Raw genomic sequence first — 21,708 nt, forward strand, 5'->3', positions numbered from 1 at the left:
TTAGATTTTTATTGAGTAAACAAGAGGAATTATTTAAAATACAGCTTAAAGACAGGGAAGAATCTGCTCATTTTTGGTGAAGGAAGATGGATCCGTGTTCAGCATATTGTTCTTAAAAATTAAAGGGATATGGTACACTATAGTGAAGAAATAAGTTGTAGATTTGAGGTTGATTCCATGAAAAACTTTCCTCGAACAACGAAATTAAAGAACAGAGATAATACTATATATAAATATTACCCGGGTTTTTCTGAGGATTTTGTTGAGGATATCATAAAGATTTTAAAAGTAAATACTAATGGAATTATTCTTGATCCTTGGAATGGGAGCGGAACAACTACTTATGTAGCATCAAAATTAGGGATTCCATCTATTGGTTTGGATATTAATCCGGTTATGAGTATTATTGCTTCTGCTCGTTTATTTAACATTGAAACCAACCCGTATAATGCAAATTATCTTTTAAAATCATCGGATAAATTTAGAACAAATGTAGAGGAAAATGATGCATTATGTAATTGGTTTCATAAAGATACTGTAAAAATAATTAGAAATATAGAGCGAACTATATTTAATGGCAAATACCTGAGGGAAGTCATCGTGAATAATGATTATTCAAATTTACAAGCATTTTATTGCTTAATCCTTTTTAATGTTTTAAAACATTTAGCCCATGATTTGAAATCTTCCAATCCAACTTGGATAAAGAAGCCAATATTAACAGAAAGGAAGAGTTTTTCAAAAGCAGAAATAGACGAAATATATCTGAATGAATATAACCGTTTAGTTCAAGTATATGAGCATAATAACGTCCATCAAAAAGTGAAACCAAAAATAATCATTGGCCGTTCAGAATCGATCCCATTAGATAATTCGAGTGTTGAAACAATAATTACTTCACCTCCATATTGTACTAGAATTGATTATGCAATTATGACCAGTTTGGAGTTAGCTATATTTAATATTAGTGAAATTGATTTTGTTAAATTAAGACATTCTTTGATTGGCGCGCCTGTCATTCATAAGCAAACACCGAAAGCAATTCGAGAGTGGGGACCAACATGTTTGGAAACATTATCAAAAATAGAAAATCATCATTCCAAAGCTTCCCGAACTTACTATTTGAAAACATATTTACAATATTTTCATTCCATTTTTCTATCTTTAAAAGAAATTGATCGAGTAATGAAAAATGAAGGGAAATGTATCATTGTTATTCAAAATTCCTATTATAAGGATATCTTTATAGATTTGAAACAAATTTTTATAGAAATGATAAAATACTTAGGTTGGCGATTAGTGGGTACTTATGAATTTATTAATCCAAATAATTTGGCTGAGATTAACCCAAGAGGGAAAGAGTATAGAGAAAGCTCGATAACAAAGGAATACGCCGTTATTTTTAGAAAATGGTAAAAAGGAAGTGAAAAAATGTCACAAATAGAACTGCTAACGATAATTGACGATAAAATTGAACAAGTACGTACAAAAAGCTTGGATTTATCATTTAATGAAATAGTGGATATGTATCGCGACGGAGAATTTGAAATTTCTCCGGCATATCAAAGACTTTTCAGGTGGTCAGAAGAAAAACAGTCTCAATTTATAGAATCTTTAATATTAGAAATGCCTATCCCACCTATTTATGTTATAGAAAAAGATGAGGGTCAGTATGAATTAATTGATGGTTTGCAAAGAATATCAACATACCTACACTTTAGAGGGGAATTACCTAATCCCAACAACCATTCAAATGATAAAACGGAAGAAGAAAACGTCGGTTTTTTAACATTAACCGGCTGCGACATTGTAAAGGAATTAAATGGGTTAACATATGAAAAATTGCCAAAAACCTTACAAATAAGACTAAAAAGAAGTTTTGTGCGAGTAGAGGTTATTCGGAAAGGGAGCGACCCGAGGCTAAGATATTATATGTTTAAACGTTTAAATACTGGCGGGGAACTTTTAAGTGAACAAGAAATCCGTAATTGTACAATTCGTTTACTAGACGATACTTTTAATGATTTTATTATCAGGTTAAGTAGTAATAAGCACTTTCAAAATACTATCAGTCATTTGAATGAGGAAAAAATCGAAAAAAAGGAGGATCAAGAATATGTTCTTAAGTATTTCGCATATAAATTGGATAGGGAAAATTATAAAAAGAATATAAGTTCTTTCCTTACAACTTTTATGGAAAAGGTATCTGACGAAAGCCATGAAGAGCATATCAAATTTGATTATGAAAAGGAGAGAAAAGAGTTCGAGAAAACTTTTGGAATATTAGATTTGTCTCTAGGAGAATACGCTTTTGATAAACTTCGAAAGGGAAAGTATATTTCTGGAATTACTTCCACTCATTTTGATGCTTTTACAATGGGAATTCAATCCTACTTAAATATTATTGATACAGAAGATAAACAATTAATGGAACAGTTGGGTGAAGTATTTAAGGCTATTAAGTTAGATCAGGAATTTCTGGATAATGCCTCCGGTGGGGGTAAAAATACAAAAAATTATTTATCTAAGAGAATTGAAGTAGTGCAAAAAAGAGTTGGTGAATTCTTAGATGGACGAAGCTAAAATAATAAATATACGTGAAGAACTTGAGAATGAATTAACTTGGAGAGAAAATGAACTAAAATTGCTAAAGAATCAGTTAGTAAAAATTCAAACAAAAAAAGAACAAAACATTTATAGAAAGTCACTTGTAGTTATGCTGTATGCTCATTATGAGGGGTTTTGCAATTTTGCCTTTCAAACCTATATTATGGCAATTAATGAAGAAAGTTTATTACGAAAGCAAGTGAATAATTATTTAGTAGCAGCATCCATGCATCAAGAATTTACATTGTTTGAAAACGAACAATTTAAAGAACAAACATTTAAGAAAATTTTTGGTCAAAAACCAATTGAAGATAGAAAACTCTTTAAACTGTCAAAAAGAAAATATTTGCTTGATGCATTGGAAAATTTTCTTGAACAAAAAATAATAATACCCGATAAAGTAATAAATACGGAAAGTAATCTTCGGCCCTTGGTACTTAAAAAGCTACTATATAGTCTTGGATTACCTGAAAATTCCTTTTCTAGATACGAAGAACATATCACCGAATTGGTGAATATCAGAAACGCAATCTCACACGGTCAGAAAAAAGGTGGGATAGATGAAAGTACATTTGAAAGATTAGAGAAAACGACAAGGGATATTAATAACGCTATTATTATATTAATATATGATGCATTGAGAAAGAAATTATATTTAAAAGACCATTCCATTGTATTTTAACGAAGAAAAAACAGGAAGTTTCATTAGAGCCTCCTCTGCCAAAAAATAAACCCTTGAGCGAGGCTCTGGAAATTTATTATCTCGGTTTTATTGGCCTTTTTCCGGATTTTCAAATTCACTAGAAATAAAACGGCCATTCTTTTCCAAAAAAGGTATATGTATCTTTTCCTCACAAATGGGTGTTTTTTTCACTACTCTTTGTTGAAAGGAGAAGCTACAAATTATTCACATATCCCCCTGTGAATAACTTAATTCGCTGGTACACCATATTTGCCATGATATGCATAGATGCAATGATTATCATCCGTAAAGATTCAGAGGCAGTCGTAATCACCTTCGAAAGAAACCGTCTTTCTTGTTTTATTCAACGTTGCTTCTGCCTCTATATGTGATGTATCCACGGCGGCTGCTTCCTCAACCGTTTCAACCACGCCTTCCCCTTTATTATATTCAACCACCAATAGCCGGGCTTTTTCCCAAAGATCATTTGTTGCCATGATTTGATCAAAGCGAGCAAAGGAACGGTAACTCGGAATTTTCTCCGTAAATCCACACATGGCGGCAAATAGCGGGTTTGATTTCACTTGTAAATAGACGCTCTCAACCATCACTTCAATATTGAAAAGGGCCAGTTCAAAAGCACGAAAAACGGGCATGAAAGGATGCGGTTTTCTCCCTGCAGGAAAAAAATCCAGCGGGAAAAAGAGCGGAGACATTAATGTTTCCCTAAACTGGAGGAATGGGCGTGAATGAGCAGGAAGTACTTGATGCGATCAAAGAAATCCCCAAATTTTAAATGAACCCGACCTTAAAGGTGCCCTTCTTTTTGGTTTAAAGTATCTCTTCAAACTCAACTATAAGATGTTTGCGGTGAACAAAAAAAGCGTACCCACCCCATTGCCGGTTGTTGGGAACGCTTTTTGTTTATAGGAATTTATTTGCTTTTAACTGCTTTGGCATTGATGTAGCCTATCCATTTGCCTTTGTTGTCATAAAGGGACAGGTAGCTTAGCCCGTTTATATGATAATAAATGTACTTCGCCAAGTATGTTTTGTTTACGGCCCGGATATTTTTCTTCTTCCAGTTAAAGTTTTGATATACGCCGTAGTTCTTGCTGGTTACTTTGACGGATTTGCCGTATTGAATGGCAGCACCTTGCTTGCCGCTTCCGGTTTTTGTTGCCTTGGCATTGATATAGCCTATCCCCGGTCTTTTTTAAATCCCTTCACCTTCTGATGATTCTGCGGCTGTTGCTTTTTTCTCGCCAAAATAGGTGGCCGCTTTCCTGCTTAATTCGACAATTTGACGGGCTATTTCTATAGCTGGATTTTCCTCATTTACAAAGATGCTTTCCAACAGTGCCCCCACATTGCAGCCGGCTGTAACAGCGGCATCTTTCCGGTTAGCAGACAGAGTGGCCGCCTCTTTATAAGGGGTGCCGCCTGCCAAGTCGCAGAAAAAGAGATATGTGTCATACCGGTTGTCTTTTAGTTCCGCCTCCAATTTTTCCCGCAGGTTTTCGTTTGACTCACCTTCCGGGAAATCAATGTAAGCGATGTTTTCCTGGATGCCTACCAACAGTTTGATGGTGGATTGGATGCCGGACGCAAAATGGCCGTGACCGGTGACGATGAATTTTATCATTTTACAACACTCCTAAGAAGCTCAGTACAATCGCCATGATAAAAGTGGCAATGATCAAAATAACTGGGCTGATTTTTTTAGCTTTTAACAGCCAATACATCAGAAACGTATAGGCGAATGGCAGCAGTTTCGGGAAAATCCGGTCAAGAAAGTCTTTTTGCAGCGAAATCGTATGGCCGGCGCTGACTGGAATTTTCGGCGCAAGTTCGATATTGACATATGTTGCGATTAAGCCGCCAATGACTGTTACGCCGAGAATCGTTGCTGCTTGAGAAATGACGCTTGAATTTTCCCGGATTTTGCTGATTGCCCTTGTTCCAAGTGAATAACCGATACGTGCCCAGAAAATGCGGCACAGGAAGATGGCGACATAAGCAAGGAAAAAGACAATTGGGCCGATCAAACTACCTTGTTTTGCAAATGAGGCGGTAATCCCGGCGAGAATTGGCAGGATGGTAAACCAGAAAATTGCATCGCCAATTCCTGCAAGCGGTCCGAAAAGTGCAACTTTCAATCCTTTAATGGTCGAACGGCTTTCTTTTCCTTCTTCGAGGGATAAAAGCAATCCCATCAGAAAAGGAGATGTATGGCAGTTCGTATTGATGAACTCCAGATTATCCTTCATCGTATTGGACAATCCTTCTTTATCGTTTTTATAAATTTTGCGCAAAGCCGGCAACATGGCAAGAAGCCAGCCCGCTGCCTGCATTCTTTCATAGTTGAACGCCGATTGAAGCAAAATGGAACGCAGGCCGAGTTTGGTTAAGTCTCTTTTCGTTAAGGCTTTTGTTTGTTTGGTTTGTTGATTAGATTCCATCTTCATCGTCACCCCCAAAGCGGGCTGCATTTGCAATTTGTTCCTGCAGTTCGCGTTTTTCCCGTGAATGAAAGTACTCGTAAACCGCGGCTGCAACCCCGATTACCGCAACTGGCAGGAGGTTGCTGAAATTGATAAAGCAGGCAGCTAAAAATCCAATCAATAAGTAAGGCATGTAGTTTGCTTTTAACATGACTTTTAGCAGCAACCCAAACCCAACAGCTGGCAAGATGCTTCCGGCAATGCCAAATCCGTGGCTGAGCCAACCCGGCATCGCTTCGACGAGCATTTTCATTGGAGTTTGTGCCAGGTAAGCACTTAAAAACACGACAACACCGTAAGTCAATCCGACAAGTAAAATTGGTAGCAGCGTTAGCCTGGTATAAGCTTTAATATTGGCTTCAGCTGCGTATTTGTCTGCTTTTGCCATGAAGACGGAGAAAATTGAATAATAGAATAAAATAATATATTGCATTAAGAAACTGAAAGGCAGCGCCAGGCCGATTGCCGTGGCAGGGCTTTTTCCTGTCGTGTGGGCAATGACCACTGTCATAACCCCTGCCAAAATGGGGTTTGGCGGCTGGGTCCCGCCGGCCGGTGTTAATCCGGCAAAAGCAAGTTCGGTCAGACCCGCTGCGATAAGTCCCATTTTAACATCGCCCAAAATGATCCCCGTTACGGTACAGACAATCATCGGTCGGAAAATATACAAACCTTCCAGCCAGAAATCGAAACCTGCGATAATGGCAAAAATGGTAATGAGTATGCCTTGCGTTAATGTGATGTCCATTTAGAGCAGCTCCTTAAAAGGTGTATTTTTTCTCACCGGGGACGTCTTGAATATAAACATTTACACCTAATGCCTGGATCGCTTTTAAATCTGCTTTGTCCTGTTCGTCCATATATACTTTTTTCGTAATTTCATCCTTTCCTTGTGAGAAGTGCATATTGCCGATATTCAGTTCTTTTATTGGCACACCGCCTTCGACAAGCTTTCTTGCGGATTGCGGTGTTCTTACAACTATAAAAATTTTTTGGCGTGGTGAAGCTTTTCCAATAATATCGATCGTTTTTTGCAAGGTGAAAAAGCGAATCGAAACGCCTGCAGATTCAGCAGTGGCTGACATTAATTCCTGCTGAAGCGGGTCATTTGCAGTTTCGTCATCCGCAACGATCAAAAGATTTGCACCCAAACTCGATGTCCAAATTACGCCAACCTGTCCGTGTACGAGGCGATTATCAATTCTTGTCAATAAAATATTTGGTGTGGCCATTTCTATTCTCTCCTTTGTCGTTTTATCATGTTGTCATGACAAGTAGTTTTATAAGGTGAAGCTGGTAGTAAATTGCTTTATCTTTTGTTTTATCCAAATAGCCGATAAAGCTATTTACTTGAAGAACTGTAAAATTGATAAAGAGCATTTGCTGTTACAGGTATTGGCAAAGCTTTTTAAACGATCTTTTGTCATGTTGTCATGACAAGTTATCCCGTTATTGGAACCGGGAAGCAGCTGCTTCATCCAAGACAACGGTAAGAGCCGGATGAAGTTGCAAAATTGATGCAGGGACACTTTCCGTTACGGGCCCTGTGAGTGCTTTGTGAATCATTTCAGCTTTTTCCGGGCCGTTTGCGATGAGTAAAATGCGTCTGCTGTTCATAATTGTTTTCATCCCAATTGTGAGTCCGTGGGAAGGGACGTTTCCCACGCCACCAAATTCATCTCCATGCTGTTGTTTGGATGCTTCTGTTAATTCCATGCGGTGTGTAACTGAACCAAACGGCGTGCCCGGTTCGTTAAAAGCAATGTGGCCGTTTTTTCCAATGCCGAGCATGCAAAGATCCAATCCACCTGCCTTATGAAGGTTTTGTTCAAAGAAAGGAAAAGTTTCTGCATACAGACGATGAATTTGATTTTCCGGAATATTTAATGGTCCGTAAAAACGCTCCTGCAAGTATGCATTGCAAGTGCCTTCTAAGTCAATTGGAACTTGATCATATTCATCGATGTTAAAGAAATGCCAATACTTCGGCAGCTCATGTTTGGAAAAGTATTGGACCAATGTATCATAACATTCTATTGGAGAGTTGCCGGTTGCAAGCCCGATATTTGCATGTTCTGATTTTAATAAATCCAAAATGGCTTCAGCCGCCGCTTTCCCAACGTCTTTTTTGCTTTTTACAATGTTAATTTTCATCTCAATCCTCTCTCTCATCAAGGTTAGAATGTTTAAGAAAACTCACCTCCTTTAGTTATGTATCCAGTAAGTACAGCGGAAGCTCACCTTTCACGATGGCTTTTGTAAACTCAAAAGGGTAGCCGCCAGAGAGACCTTGAGTCATCATTTGCATCGCCGGATCTCCTTTTTCAGCTTTTAACATTTTTGCCTGTTCTTTATTCAGGAGCACTGCACGGAATTCCCGTTTAAAGGACATGTTTAATAGATGGTAGTTTCTTTGTAGAATATGGTGCAGACTTTCCGACTCAAGATCCTCATTTTCAAGTCCCGAAAAACGGTCTGCCGGCAAGTACGTTTCTTCCAACATAACAGGGTCCCGGTCGGCCAACCGGATCCTTTTGATCGCATATATTTTTTTCCCGACTTTATATTCCAGGGCGCGTGCAATGTCTATTTCTATTAAATCTCTAATCTGGAAATCTGCAACAATTGTGGAAGGTTTTCTTCCCATCTTTTTGATCGCTTCAACGACATTGATAAAGTTGACTTTATTTTTAGACGCCTCATTTTCAAATGGAGCGACAAAACTTCCTTTTCCTTGTTGTTTGTAGATTCTTTTCATCTTTTCCAATTCATCGAGTGCCTGGCGTACAGTCGTCCGGCTTACCTGATAACGTTCACACAATTCTTTTTCAGTCGGGAGCTTATCATGCGCCTTCAACTTTCCGCTGTCCATTTGTTCTATTAAAATATCCAACAGTTGTGCATACAGCGGCACATAACTTTTTTTATTAATTGGCATTCGCCTCTCTCCTTTTATTGTTATGTTGTCATAACAACTGGCTAACTTTATTAAAACGCTTTCTTGCAGAAAAGTCAATGGATTTTTATTAGAATGCTGGCAGTGGCAAAAAGCAGCTTACTTTCGGCCCATCCAATTTCAATAATTCGCCCCGCTTCATTATGCTGATTTCCAAATGACTGCGGCAAACCTGTACGGTTCTTTTTGCCAGCACCATTTACATGGGGAACAAAAATATTGGTTCAAAAAAGATAAAATATATTGACATTTTTATCTGTTGTGATAATATGGACTACAAATAATTTTAGTTATACTTCATTTTTTTTAACCTGACTAAACATCGACAGATCAGAGAGGATAATCATGATTGAAATTCACAAAAAAATTCGTGAGCTAAGGTTACAAAAAGGACTGACTCTAAAACAATTAAGCGAAAAGACTAATTTAACCATTGGTTTTCTTTCACAAGTTGAAAGAGGGACATCTTCACTTGCCATTACTTCTCTAAAAAAAATTGCAGATAGCTTGGGCGTGGAAATTTCGTACTTTTTCAACCCGACCATCACAGCGCATTATGCCGTAAAGAAGGAGAACCAGAAAACTTTTACAGTGGAAGGGAATGCAACAAAATATATCCGGTTAAGCGGAAACTTTCACAATCGAAATTTGGAGTGTATGCTTGTCACGCTGCAGCCATTTCAAAAAGATGATCAGACATTCAGCCATATGGGCGAGGAGTTTTATTATGTTTTAAAAGGTGAAGTGATATTTAAAATTGACAACAATGAATACCACCTTATGGCAGGTGAATCCATTCACTTTCCTTCTGAAAAAACCCATCAGTGGGAAAATCCGACAGGCGAGGAAACAGTTCTTATAAGTGTATTAACTCCGGTTCTTTTTTAAGAATTGGAGATTTCAATATACCTTTGAAAGGAGCGTTCATATTTTATGAAAGTTGCAACGGATATTGGGGGTACGTTCACAGATCTTGTATACGTCAATGACAGAGGGGATTTAGGTATTGCAAAAAGCCATACGACGCCGCCAAATTTTGAACAAGGTGTAATGGACGTTATACAGCAAGCCGGAATAGAACCGGACGCCATCAAGACATTCATTCATGGAACAACCGTCATTATTAATGCACTGACAGAAAGGAAAGGAGCTAAGACAGGCCTTATCACGACAAAGGGATTCAGAGATGTATTAGAGATTGCGCGCGGGAACAGGCCTGATCTTTATAATGTAAGGTATCAAAAACCAACGCCGTTTGTTGAGAGATATCTAAGAAAAGAAGTAGAGGAGAGGTTAAATTATAAGGGAGAAGAATTAACACCGCTTAATAAAAATGAAATCAAAGAAATTGTAGATTTTTTTAAGAAAGAAAAAGTTGAGGCCATTGCAGTATCTTTTCTGCATTCTTACGCGAATCCAGTCCACGAACAAGAAACGGTGGCGTATATTAAAGCATTATGGCCTGAAGTATTTGTAACAGCTTCCCATGAAATCACAAAGGAATGGCGGGAGTACGAAAGAACAAATACCGCTGTTTTCAATGCATATGTAAAACCAATTGCGACCTCTTATGTGAACAAACTGGATGAAAAACAAAAAAGAAGCAATAACTATATTATGCAATCAAATGGCGGGACGACTACTTTTGAAAACGCCAAAAATATTCCCATCCATATTGTAGAATCCGGCCCTGTTGCAGGCATATTCGGGGCGGCTGTCCTTGGTAATATACTGGGCGAAAAAAATATCATCGCATTTGATGTTGGTGGGACTACAGCAAAGTGTTCACTGATCGAAAATGGTGAAGTAAAAGTTTCAACAGACTATTATATTGAGCGTGATGACCGGCATGCCGGCTATCCAATTAAAACGCCTGTTGTGGATATTGTAGAAATCGGGAATGGCGGGGGATCGATCGCCTGGATAGATGATGCTGGATCTCTTAAAGTAGGGCCTAAGTCTGCTGGTGCTTTGCCGGGTCCTGTTGCTTACGGGCAGGGCGGTACAGAGCCAACAACGACCGATGCAAATTTATTAACCGGAAGACTTTCACCAAAGAATTTTGATTATACTGTAAATATGGACAAGGTCAAAGATGCGATTGAAACTAAAATTGCAAACTATTTTAATATCAGTGCAGAAGAAGCAGCACTCGGGATTATTCGAATTGCCAATTCTAACATGCTCAATGCTTTAAAGTTGATTTCTATACGCAAAGGATATAATCCGCGGGAATTTTCATTAATTGCTTTTGGCGGAGGAGGATCTATGCACGCTGCTGCCCTGGCAAAAGAGCTTGGGGTAAAGAAAGTCATTATTCCGGTCGCTTCATCCGTTTTTTCTGCATGGGGGATGTTAATGACGGATTTAAGGCATGACTATATTCAAACTTACATTACACGCTTAACTGATTTAGATCCGGCTGTCATTAATCGTGAATGGGAGAACCTGGAAAACAATGCTTATCATGAGTTTCTTTATGAAGATGTTAAGAAATCTTCTGTCATGTTTACGAGATTTTTAGACATGAGATATTTGGGGCAGGAGCATACAGTAAAAGTGCCAGTACCGAATGGACGTTGGAATAAAGAAACCTTGGAAACCATCATTCAAAGTTTTCATGAATTGCATGAAAAAACTTATACTTTCAAGTTGGAAAATGCAGAAACGGAAATTGTGAATCTGCATCTGACTGCAGTGGGGATTGTAGAGAAGCCTGAATTAGAAAAAGAACATCGTGATGGTGAAGTAAAAGATGCCATCAAAGAAGTACGCCCGGTTTATTTTGAGGATACGGGTTGGGTGCAAACTGATATTTATGATCGGGATAAGCTGCCGACTTTAAAGACGGTAACGGGACCGGCCATTATAGAAGAAAAGGCTTCTGTCACAGTGCTTTACGAAGGCCAAACGCTGGTTGTCGATGAATATGGAAACCTTATTCTTGAAATAGGAGTGGAGTAACATGATCACTACATCCAAAAAAATTGACCCATTTACGTTGGAAATTGTAAAAGATTCTTTGCTTGCCATTGGAGATGAAATGTTTATAGCGCTGGCGAGAACTTCCATGAGTCCTATTGTATACGAAGTTCTTGACTATGCCAGCGGTTTAACCGATGCGAAAGGCAACCTTCTAACACAAGGAAACGGAGCAACCGGATTTATTGGCATGCTAACCTTTATGGTTAAGGAGACGTTAAATAAATTTGGAGAACAGGATTTAAACCCCGGTGATATTATCATTATTAACGATCCTTATAAGGGCGGGGGTTCGCATTTATCCGATGTCGGCCTCGTCATGCCGATTTTTTACAACGATAAGCTCATTGCATTTTCTGCGAATAAAGCGCACTGGACCGAGGTGGGCGGGAAGGATCCCGGTTCCTTCACAAATGATTCAACTGAAATTTTTCAAGAGGGCTTGCAATTTCCTTGTGTAAAGCTTTTTGAAAAGGGACGAGTCAATCAGGCTGTTGTTGATATGATTGAATCAAATGTGCGCTTTCCCGACTTGTCACTGGGGGATATGTGGGCACAAGTGGCGGCTTTGAAAACCGGAGAAAGGCGTGTTAGGGAGCTTTGCCAAAAACATGGCGAGGAGACTGTGTTGGCTTCAATTGAGCACTACTTGGACCATGGCGAGCAGCTATCCCGGCTCGAATTAAGCCAGTTGCCGAAAGGGACTTTTGAAGCTGAAGATCTCATTGATACAGACGGCATTGGGAACGGCCCCTTTAAAGTAAAAGTAAAGGTGACGATTACTGACGATGAGTTTATTTGTGACTTCAGAGGAAGCCATCCGCAAGTTCCAGGGCCGGTTAACTGCTCGTTAACGGCATTAACTTCTGCGGTCAGGGTCATTTTTCTGGCGGTTACCAATCCATCCCAGGATATTAACGACGGTGTGTTTCGTCCTTTAAAAATTCTTACGGACAAAAAATCTATCTTATCTGCAGAGAGGCCGGTTCCGGTTTCTAATTATTTTGAGTCTATGATTATGGGGGCTGACTTAATATGGAAGGCACTCGCACCGCATTTGCCTGACAGGTTATCGGCCGGCCATTTAACTTCTGTTTGCGCAGTTACGCTTTCTGGCATTCATCCCGATTCAAAAGAACCATTTTTAATTGTTGAGCCTTCAGTTGGAGGATGGGGTGCCGCCAAAGGGGCAGATGGTGCCAGCGGCCAGTTTTGTCTTGGGGATGGTGAAACTTATAATGTACCGGTGGAGGTAGCTGAGACAAGATATGGCGTTCTTGTTGACGAATACCGTTTGCGTAATGATGGTGGTGGAGCCGGAGAATATATCGGGGGGAGAGGCGTCATTCGTTCTTACCGGGCGCTCTCGGACGGCCAGACAGCAACGATTACTTACGGCAGGCACATAACGCCTCCTTGGGGGATGAATGGCGGAGAAAACGGGTCGGTTAACCAATTTTATGTTGAAAAAGCAAATGGGGATATTGATGGCCCGTATGGTTGCTACCCGAGATATCCATTGCAAAAAAATGATGTTGTAAAATTAATGACTGCAACCGGCGGCGGGTATGGAAATCCGTTAAAACGGCCGGCGCAAAAGGTTGTCCAGGATGTAAAAAATGAATATATCTCAATCGAAGAAGCAGAGCAAGTTTTTGGTGTCCGTGTAAATCCTGTTACTTTTGAATATGAAGAAACAGAAACACGAAAAGCATTTGGTCAATGATTTTGGCGCTTCCAACATGAAAATTCAGAAGGGTAAAAAACGGGCAATCATGAAAGTGAAATGATTGCCCGTTAATAAGGCGGGTACTCAAAGGGGGATTTTATATTGGAGGATACAAAAAGCAAAGAATCTGTTGCGACTGATGAGGCATTGATCTCGGTTCCCTTGTCTCAAAGGCAAAATTGGCTTACACCAGCCATGATTTTTGGAGGGTTGGAGTTTACCATCCCGGTTTTGATGATTGGCGCCCAATTGACCTCTTCTTATAGTTTAGGAAAAATATTTTGGGTTTTGGTTGTTGCCCTTGTCCTGTTTCAGTGGATTGGCAACACGATACAAGGGTATATAGGGGCAAAAACAGGCAGGGCATCTTCTGTCATTGCGCGATCCAGCTTTGGTGCAGCCCAGGCCCGTTTTATCGTTGGTTTAACCATTTTTGTTGTCTCGTTAGGATGGTGGGCACTACAGACTGCCGTAGCAGGAAATGCCATTTCTGCGATGGTTCATGTAAATTACGAAAAAGATTGGGGAATGTGGGCAGTGATTACAGTCATTGCGGGATTCATTTTTGCCATCCCCTCAATTATTGGCTACTCATCCATGAAGTGGACAGATTATATTGCCGTACCTGCCGGCCTATTGCTGGTTGTCGGCTGTATCTTCTATGCATTGAGAAATACCGGCTGGCATGAAATGATCAACTGGAGTCCGGCAAATTCAAGTATTGGTTTTCTCGCAGCTGTCAGTCTTGTAATGGGTGTCAATGTTTCTCAATGGGTCATTGCTTCAGATTACACAAGATATGCAAAACCGAGTTGGAAGGATAATTTTCTTATCCCATTGGGCATCGTTGCAGTCGGATTTCCTCTGTTTTTTGTAGGTTCCATTATGTCGGTAGGCGTTGGAGATGCCGACATTGTAAATGTCATGATGAAGTTGGGATTTCCTTTTTGGGGCTTTTTGATTCTTTGGCTGGCAACATGGACCAGCCAACTTGTAAATAACTACAGTATGGGATTAGCGCTGGCGAATATGTTAAATATTAATTCCGGAAAAGGCAGGGCCATTTTGACTTTTATTGGAACGATCATTGCGATCATCGTTGCATTGGCAGGGATACTGGATTATTTTACAGATTTCCTGTATATGACGGCTCTGGTCTATCCTGCGATTGGCGGGGTCATGATGTCTGACTTTTTCATTATAAGAAAACAGCAATGGAAAGATAATAAAGGATGGAACTGGATGGCAACCATTGCTTTAGTGATTGGTGCATTGATTGGATATTTAACGCAATATGTTTACCCATTCGGGTTACCGGCTGTGCAATCCTTAATCGCATCCGGGGCCGTTTATGTGATTGCGATGAAAATAAAGGCGGCGGTGAAACCGGACCATTTTACATCGCCAATATTCAGTCAAAATCCTGAGATGCCTGAACCGCAAAGTGATATTCCGACTTTATAAATTTTAAAGACGTACAAATCTCGCTTTATTTTAGAAGAGATTGTGCCTTTTTTCTTTGAAAAACAACTTCAACCGCAATGTACACAGTATAAAAAGCGGGGAAATTATGTTACGATATTTTTAAAGAAAAATGATTTTAAAAATGATCTGTCTTTTTGGGTGAAGTAAGGAGGGTGCCTGATGAAGAAAGAAAAGGTAACCGATTATTTAAGAAAGGCAACCGAAAACTTTTCATTTCATGATGATTTGGATTTAAGCCCGTTTGAAACGAATGAAATCGCGGCATTTTTCTCTTCCAAGCGCACGACCATCAGCCGCATTTTAAATCAGGGAGTTAAAGAAGGCGAATTGATTAAAATAAATACCCGGCCGGTTTATTTTCTCCACAAACGTACCTTTGAGAAAAATTTTGGAAAATTAAAAGGAAGCGTGTTCAAAAGTTTTCAAGCATTAAGCGAATATATACTGGAAGATTCTGCTGAGATGATTTTCCGAAAATTAATTGGTTACGATAAAAGCCTAAAAGAAGTATTGGAACAAATGAAAACGGCTATTTTTTATCCTGATAACGGGTTGCCGATCATGTTGCTTGGCCCGACCGGTATAGGGAAAACTTATTTGGCCCGGTTAATGTACGAGTATACGAAAGCAAAAAAGCGGATCAAACAGGACGCCCCTTTTTATGTTTTTAATTGTGCACAATATGCCAATAATCCGGAATTGTTGACCAGTTATTTATTTGGCCATGTAAAAGGTGCCTACACAGGGGCGGATAAAGATAAGGCCGGTTTATTGGAGCTGGCGGATGAAGGCATACTATTTTTGGATGAGGCGCATCGGTTGAATAGAGAAGGACAGGAAAAACTTTTTACCTTTATGGATCAGGGGACTTTTTACCGGCTCGGGGACACGGAAATTGCACGGAAAGCCAAAGTAAGGCTCGTTTTCGCGACAACTGAAAAAACAAACAGTTTTCTTGAAACGTTTTTGCGCAGAATTCCGATAAAGGTCAGTGTGCCCAGCCTGGATGAAAGGGGGCCTTTTGAAAAAAGCCAGCTGATTGAACATTTCTTTATGGAGGAGAGCCAGCTTTTTCAGTTGCCGATTGAAGTCAGCCACCAGACATTGGATGCACTTCATAAATATCATTATGAGGGAAATATTGGTGAATGCAAAAATATGATTAAGTACACCTGTGGTAGTGCTTATGCCAAAGCAGCAAAAGGATCTGACAAGATAAAGGTCACGCTGCAGGATCTTCCAAAAGAAATGCTGAAAAATGCACCGCAATTATTTAACCATTTTACAGCCAATGAAGGAAATGTGATATTTTTTTCGGGGCATAAACAATCCATCGGGGGAATGAACGAGCTGGCGATTGATAAAATCAGACATACGTTCAAAAATTGCTTGAAATATTACCAAAAGGTGAAAGACGAAAATATTGAGGAGCAGGTTGCCAATCAAAAAATGTGTGAGGACATCACCGTATTGCTGGATCAATTGATATTTAACAGGCCGGATGACAATATCAATATCATGATGGGATTCACATTGCAAGCCATGCAGGAATTTTTCAGGTACTTGGAAACGAATCACCATATTAAGTACGAAGGCAACAATGTGTATGCTTTGTCATCCTATTTGTTTTTTAAAACCGGGCTTCTCTCCTTAAACCATCAGGATGAAGTGCTTTCTGAACAATTACTGGACGATGTGAAGCAGCGTTACAAGAAAGAATACCAGATTGCTTTAATGGTCAAAACGTTTATTGAAAACAGAATAGAGTTTCAATTAGGCAATGAAGACATTATTATGATGACATTGTTTCTTTCAACAACGAAAATCTCCCATGATGAAAGCAGGATAAAAGCGATGATCATTGCACACGGTTATGCAACAGCCAGCAGTATCGCAAATGTGTGCAACAGAATATTGGGTGTGAATGTTTTTGATTCACTTGATATGGAGATCGAAGCAACGACAGATGATATTATTGAAAAATTGCGCCATTATCTCGAAATCAATGAGACGAACAACGGCCTGATTATTTTTGTCGACATGGGATCGTTGAATCAAATTCAAAATCAAATCCAGGAATATATAGATGGACCGCTATTGTTTATTGACCAGGTGACGACCATGCCAGTGCTGGAAGTGGGACATTGCCTGATGAAAGGGAATACCATTCATGAAATTGCGGAGCATATGCAAACTTTAGAAAGGCCGAAGGTGAACCTGCTCCATCCGAAAAAGAAAAAAGCATATGCCATTGTTACTTCATGTTTTACAGGAATTGGAACTGCCATGCAAATTCAGAAACTATTAGAGAAGAGTATTAAGGACTTTTTGGAAGTGCACATTGTTGCCCACGACTTTGACAGACTTAAAAAGAATGGGATGAATGAAGCCCCTTTTCAACTATACGATGTGTTGGCAATTGTGGGGACAGCGAATCCCGGGATTAATGGGGTGAATTTTATTTCATTGGAAGATATTATTTCGGGCAAAGGGGAAAATGATGTTTTTCGTATATTTGGTAAAATCGCAGAGCCTGATATCATCCGCCGGGTAAATGACAATATTATCCTGAACTTTTCTCTGGACAAGGTGATTGAATCCTTAACCATACTGGATACCGAAAAATTAATTAAGAATGTGGAAAAGAGTATCATTCAGCTTGAAAAACAGATGAACAGAAATTTTTCCAATGATAAAAAAATTGCACTCTATGTTCATATCAGTTGCATGGTTGAAAGATTAATCCGCTTGAGTCCAATTACGGAATATCCTGACCAGGACTTATTTGAACAGGCGCACACACACGAGATTCATGCGATTAAAAGTGCGCTTAGTGTGCTCGAGGATGATTATTGTGTGCAATTAAACATTCCTGAAATCGGTTATATATTCAATATTATGAATGGATAGACCTTTTGTTTTAAGGGTTTATGGGCATTTGGAAAAGAAATGCAAAAAGCATGTCACTAAGTTGGCATGCTTTTTGCATTTTTAAAGATTAGAAAAATCATTGAAAAACTTTTGAAATGGGGAGCGGTTTTATGAGACGTTTTTTATTTGCTACACACGGAGATCTATCTAAATCTTTTATAGATGCTGTTTCGTTGATAGTCGGAGATACTTCAAATGTTTCATATTTTCAAATGACCAAAAATAAATCCGGCGATTCGGCGAAAGATGAATTAAGAAAGATATTAAAAAACAAAAAGGAGGAGGATCACTTTATTGTATTGACGGATATGTTTGGTGGAAGTGTCTGTAACATCTGCACGGAATTGCTGATGGAACTGCAAAATTTTGAGTTGCTGACGGGTGTGAACCTGCCCATGACTTTGACGGTACTGCTGGCTGGTGAAGATACCAGTACAGAAGATCTGATTTCTCAAGGCTTACAGGCAGGAAAAGATGGAATCGTGCATTTGAATCAGTTGTTAGCATCACAGAAAGGAAGTGCCAACGATGATCTCTTTAGTGAGAATTGACGACCGTTTGCTTCACGGCCAGGTTGCTTATGGGTGGACATCATCATTAGGCGTGAATGTCATCCTGGTTGTAAATGATGAAGCCAAAAATGATCAAATGAAAGCGATGGCGCTGAATCTGGCAAAGCCGAACCAAGTCAAACTGTATATTCGCGGAGTGGAGGAATCCGGCGAAATTGTCCGGAAATTTGCCGAGGCAAAAAAAAGCAAAGTACTTGTTTTGGTCAAAAACTCCGCAGATGCACTTTCATTGGCCCAAGGTTCCGGCGGGGCGATTCATTCGGTCAATGTCGGCGGAATGCGCTATTCAGAAGGAAAACTTAAGTTAACAGATTTAGTGGCAGTAGATCAACAGGACTTGGAAAACTTTAAGAAAATGCAGGAACTCGGAGTGGAACTGGAATTCCGGTTATTGCCACGCGACAAGAAGAAAACATTGAGTGACTTGCTCAAAAACTAATGTGATTGGGGGTTGAGTTGGATGCTGATCGATGCATTAATGTTGGGGATTGTTGCCGGCATCGGAATCTTGGATGGGCGTATTTTCGGAGTCATGATGCTGGAACGCCCGCTTGTGACAGGATTATTGGTTGGCCTAGTATTGGGCGATGTAAAGAGCGGCATTATGATTGGTGCGCAATTAGAGTTGATTTGGATGGGAATTGCTGGCATCGGCGCCTCAACGCCACCGGATGTCGTCACAGGCGGTGTGCTTGGCACAGCATTTGCCATTTTGTCGGGACATGGCGTAGCTGTTGCACTGGCACTTGCGGTTCCAATTGCAGTACTGGCACAATCGCTTGGCGTGCTGGTAAGGATTATTAACGGTTACTTCCTTCACAAGGCCGATAAGTATGCCGAAGATGCCAACTTTCGCGGCGTCACTTTGATGATGTGGGTCCCGCCAATTCTGTTTTTCTTAAGTGTTTTTCTTCCAACCTTCCTGGCGATTCTGATGGGGGCAAAGGAGGTAACAGCCTTAATCAATGCGGTGCCGAAAACCATTTTGGATGGTTTAACCATTGCAGGGAATTTGCTGCCTGCAATCGGGTTTGCATTGTTATTGGATATGTTGTTCTCAAAAAAAATGGTGGTCTTTTTCTTCCTCGGTTTTCTCGCGGCTTCTTATTTAAAATTGGATATTACGGCGATTGCTCTATTTGGCACTTGTCTCGCCATTATTATCTATGTTGTGATGAACCGTGATGAAAAAAGCAGCAACACCCAGGCCGGCCCAAATGACTTCGATAACTTAACGGAAGGAGAGATTGACTTTGAGTGAAGCCAAAATAACCAAAAAAGAACTCCGTCAAGTTTTTTGGAGATCGTTTGCCTTGCAAGGGGCCTTTAACTATGAAAGAATGCAGAACTTAGGTTATACGTACGCCATGATCCCGGTCATCCGGAAATTATACCGGAATCATGATGAACAGGTATCAGCATTAAAGCGGCACTTGGAAATGTTTAATACAACCCCTGCTGTGGCTCCGGCAATCATGGGCATCTCCGCAGCGATGGAAGAGCAGAATGCCAATGACCCGAATTTTGACGAAACTTCCATTAATGCGGTCAAGGCATCGTTAATGGGCCCTTTAGCTGGTATAGGTGATTCCCTGTTTTGGGGCACATTCAGGGTCATCGCGGCCGGAATTGGCATCTCTTTTGCGCAACAGGGAAATATTCTCGGGCCGATTTTGTTTTTCCTTTTGTACAACATTCCAAACTTTTTAGTAAAAATTTTCGGCCTGCAATTCGGATACCAGGTTGGCGTAAATTCTCTGGAAAGAATCCAGAAGCAGGGGCTGATGGACCGCATCATGTCCATTACCACCACGATCGGTCTTGTTGTCGTCGGCGGAATGGTTGCAACGATGTTAAATGTTACGACTCCCCTGAAATTCGATATAAATGGGGCAAAGGTTGTCATCCAGGATATATTGGACAAAATCCTGCCCAATATGTTGCCGCTTCTTGTAACATTTATAATTTATTATTTGATGAAAAAGAAAGTGAGCATTACATGGCTGACAGTCGGCATCCTGATAGCAGGCATCCTGCTTCACTGGGTTAAAATATTATAAATATGAAAGGAAGATAAAACATGAACATTGAAGATTACATGAAAGAAACACCTGTAAAAATGAAGGAAATTATTCAAGGGGCAGACGAATTATTTGCGGAAGTCCGAAAAGAAAAATTTAGCCGGATTGTAGTGACAGGATCAGGGACAAGTTACCATTCTGCTGCTCAGACGAAAAAATTGATGCAGCATTTTTTGGGCATTTATGTTGATGTGTTTTACCCATTCCAAATTGACAAGGAAACATTTCTTGATGATGCTTCCAAAACATTGTTGATCGGTATTTCACAGGGAGGAAGCAGTTATTCAACATACCATGCCATGAAAACCGGTAAGGAAGCAGGATGCAGCATTGCTTCAATGGCAGGCACAGAGGGAGCCCTCATTGACGAAATTTCGGACTATATTTTAACCGTCCGTTGCGGGGAAGAAACGGCAGGCGCAAAAACAAAGGGATTCTACTGTACAAAATTGAATCTTACGTTATTTGCATTACAGTTGGCGAAATCATACGGAAGAATATCAGCGGAGGACTATGCAGCTGAAATCACCCAATTAGAGGCATATGCCGACCATTTCCTTGCCATTTATGAACAATCATTGCAATGGGTGTCTCAAAACCGCGAGAACTTGGCTGCAGCAAAAGATATCCGCGTGGTCGGGACAAAGGAAATATACGGCGATACGTTGGAAAGTGCATTAAAACTGCTGGAAACCATGCGTATTCCTGTAACCGGCTATGAATTTGAAGAGTTCGTCCATGGTATTTACAATGCTGTTAACGAGGACTCTACCATCATCATTCTCGATACAGGAGAAGAAGGCCGTGTTGAGACCTTGATCAATGTATTATCTGATTGGACAGACCATATTTATGTGATTGGCAAAAATGGGCGGGAAACGCCAAAAGATTTAAAAGCAGACTTTTTGAATCACCCATTTTATAAAACTTATGAGTACATCATCCCGGTTCAACTGGTCTGTGCGTATGTCCCGCAGTTAAAAGGGATCGACCCAAGTACGCCAAAGGACAAGGATTTCCATAGAAAACTGGGGAGCAAGAAACTGGACCGGTGATTTGTTCAAGTTGTCCTTTTAAGAAAAAATAGCGGCAAACGCCGCTATTTTTTTGTTTTCAAGTTCTGCAGGATCATCATGCTTTTTTCACAAGGGTTAATGGTTTCGGACCTTCATCACAGCC

Annotated in this window: 20 protein-coding genes; 13 read left to right on the forward strand and 7 right to left on the reverse strand. The window is 40.0% G+C overall.

The features are described 5' to 3' along the window. Positions 1-177 precede the first annotated feature (177 nt). Genes OF158_RS02795 through OF158_RS02805 form a run of 3 tightly spaced genes read left to right on the forward strand, consistent with a single transcriptional unit; the run spans position 178 to position 3,289 of the window. A complete protein-coding gene (locus OF158_RS02795; RefSeq protein WP_017552079.1) occupies positions 178-1,416 on the forward strand; it encodes a DNA methyltransferase in 1,239 nt (412 codons plus the stop codon). A 15-nt stretch (positions 1,417-1,431) separates the two neighbouring features. Next, entirely contained in the window at positions 1,432-2,583 is a 1,152-nt protein-coding gene (locus OF158_RS02800; protein WP_017552080.1) for a DUF262 domain-containing protein, read from the forward strand. Then, positions 2,570-3,289: an MAE_28990/MAE_18760 family HEPN-like nuclease gene (locus OF158_RS02805; protein ID WP_017552081.1), complete on the forward strand. Its 720-nt coding sequence runs from the start codon at positions 2,570-2,572 to the stop codon at positions 3,287-3,289. The genes OF158_RS02800 and OF158_RS02805 overlap by 14 nt, the downstream gene beginning before the upstream one ends. 314 nt (positions 3,290-3,603) lie before the next feature. Here the strand turns inward: OF158_RS02805 and OF158_RS02810 are convergent, their stop codons facing one another. The 7 genes from OF158_RS02810 to OF158_RS02840 all read right to left on the reverse strand — a co-directional run bounded on the left by OF158_RS02810 (position 3,604) and on the right by OF158_RS02840 (position 8,731). Beyond that, a complete protein-coding gene (locus OF158_RS02810; protein WP_225620951.1) occupies positions 3,604-3,945 on the reverse strand; it encodes a hypothetical protein in 342 nt (113 codons plus the stop codon). A 560-nt stretch (positions 3,946-4,505) separates the two neighbouring features. Further along, entirely contained in the window at positions 4,506-4,934 is a 429-nt protein-coding gene (locus OF158_RS02815) for a PTS sugar transporter subunit IIA (RefSeq protein ID WP_014096203.1), read from the reverse strand. Position 4,935: 1 nt separating this feature from the next. Further along, the gene (gene agaD, locus OF158_RS02820) at positions 4,936-5,757 is read right to left on the reverse strand and encodes a PTS galactosamine transporter subunit IID (RefSeq protein ID WP_035182531.1); all 822 of its coding nucleotides are present in this window, start codon (positions 5,755-5,757) and stop codon (positions 4,936-4,938) included. Further along, positions 5,741-6,541, reverse strand: a complete 801-nt coding sequence (gene agaC, locus OF158_RS02825; RefSeq protein WP_014096201.1) for a PTS galactosamine transporter subunit IIC — start codon at positions 6,539-6,541, stop codon at positions 5,741-5,743. The genes agaD and agaC overlap by 17 nt, the downstream gene beginning before the upstream one ends. Before the next feature lie 13 nt (positions 6,542-6,554). After that, positions 6,555-7,025 (reverse strand): PTS galactosamine transporter subunit IIB, encoded by a 471-nt coding sequence (gene agaB, locus OF158_RS02830; protein ID WP_014096200.1) that lies wholly within the window; start codon positions 7,023-7,025, stop codon positions 6,555-6,557. Positions 7,026-7,242: 217 nt separating this feature from the next. After that, entirely contained in the window at positions 7,243-7,947 is a 705-nt protein-coding gene (locus tag OF158_RS02835; RefSeq protein ID WP_014096199.1) for a glucosamine-6-phosphate deaminase, read from the reverse strand. A 55-nt stretch (positions 7,948-8,002) separates the two neighbouring features. After that, positions 8,003-8,731, reverse strand: a complete 729-nt coding sequence (locus OF158_RS02840) for a GntR family transcriptional regulator (protein ID WP_014096198.1) — start codon at positions 8,729-8,731, stop codon at positions 8,003-8,005. A gap of 363 nt (positions 8,732-9,094) precedes the next feature. On the opposite strand from OF158_RS02840, the gene OF158_RS02845 reads away from it, so the two are divergent. The 10 genes from OF158_RS02845 (at position 9,095) to OF158_RS02890 (ending at position 21,584) form a co-directional block, all read left to right on the forward strand. Beyond that, positions 9,095-9,637, forward strand: coding sequence for a helix-turn-helix domain-containing protein (locus tag OF158_RS02845; protein ID WP_014096197.1), 543 nt, complete (start codon positions 9,095-9,097; stop codon positions 9,635-9,637). Between the two features lie 45 nt (positions 9,638-9,682). After that, positions 9,683-11,713 (forward strand): hydantoinase/oxoprolinase family protein, encoded by a 2,031-nt coding sequence (locus OF158_RS02850; RefSeq protein WP_035182528.1) that lies wholly within the window; start codon positions 9,683-9,685, stop codon positions 11,711-11,713. 1 nt (position 11,714) lies between these two features. Further along, positions 11,715-13,457, forward strand: a complete 1,743-nt coding sequence (locus tag OF158_RS02855) for a hydantoinase B/oxoprolinase family protein (protein WP_035182527.1) — start codon at positions 11,715-11,717, stop codon at positions 13,455-13,457. 105 nt (positions 13,458-13,562) lie between these two features. Continuing rightward, positions 13,563-14,924 carry a purine-cytosine permease family protein gene (locus tag OF158_RS02860; RefSeq protein WP_035182525.1) on the forward strand — a complete coding sequence of 454 codons (1,362 nt, stop codon included), beginning with the start codon at positions 13,563-13,565 and terminating at the stop codon, positions 14,922-14,924. A 180-nt stretch (positions 14,925-15,104) separates the two neighbouring features. Continuing rightward, a complete protein-coding gene (locus tag OF158_RS02865) occupies positions 15,105-17,855 on the forward strand; it encodes a sigma-54-dependent transcriptional regulator (protein ID WP_035182523.1) in 2,751 nt (916 codons plus the stop codon). 131 nt (positions 17,856-17,986) lie between these two features. Further along, positions 17,987-18,427 carry a PTS sugar transporter subunit IIA gene (locus OF158_RS02870; RefSeq protein ID WP_035182521.1) on the forward strand — a complete coding sequence of 147 codons (441 nt, stop codon included), beginning with the start codon at positions 17,987-17,989 and terminating at the stop codon, positions 18,425-18,427. Further along, positions 18,405-18,887 (forward strand): PTS sugar transporter subunit IIB, encoded by a 483-nt coding sequence (locus OF158_RS02875; RefSeq protein ID WP_014096187.1) that lies wholly within the window; start codon positions 18,405-18,407, stop codon positions 18,885-18,887. Before OF158_RS02870 ends, OF158_RS02875 begins: the two co-directional genes overlap by 23 nt. 21 nt (positions 18,888-18,908) lie before the next feature. Continuing rightward, on the forward strand, positions 18,909-19,709 hold the full coding sequence (locus tag OF158_RS02880; protein ID WP_035182520.1) for a PTS mannose/fructose/sorbose/N-acetylgalactosamine transporter subunit IIC: 801 nt from the start codon (positions 18,909-18,911) through the stop codon (positions 19,707-19,709). Beyond that, entirely contained in the window at positions 19,702-20,508 is an 807-nt protein-coding gene (locus OF158_RS02885) for a PTS system mannose/fructose/sorbose family transporter subunit IID (RefSeq protein WP_035182518.1), read from the forward strand. Before OF158_RS02880 ends, OF158_RS02885 begins: the two co-directional genes overlap by 8 nt. A 20-nt stretch (positions 20,509-20,528) precedes the next feature. After that, positions 20,529-21,584, forward strand: coding sequence for an SIS domain-containing protein (locus tag OF158_RS02890; RefSeq protein ID WP_035182517.1), 1,056 nt, complete (start codon positions 20,529-20,531; stop codon positions 21,582-21,584). The last annotated feature ends 124 nt before the right edge of the window (positions 21,585-21,708 follow it).

This window comes from Weizmannia sp. WK01 (assembly GCF_025905465.1).
GTDB lineage: Bacteria > Bacillota > Bacilli > Bacillales > Bacillaceae_C > Weizmannia > Weizmannia faecalis.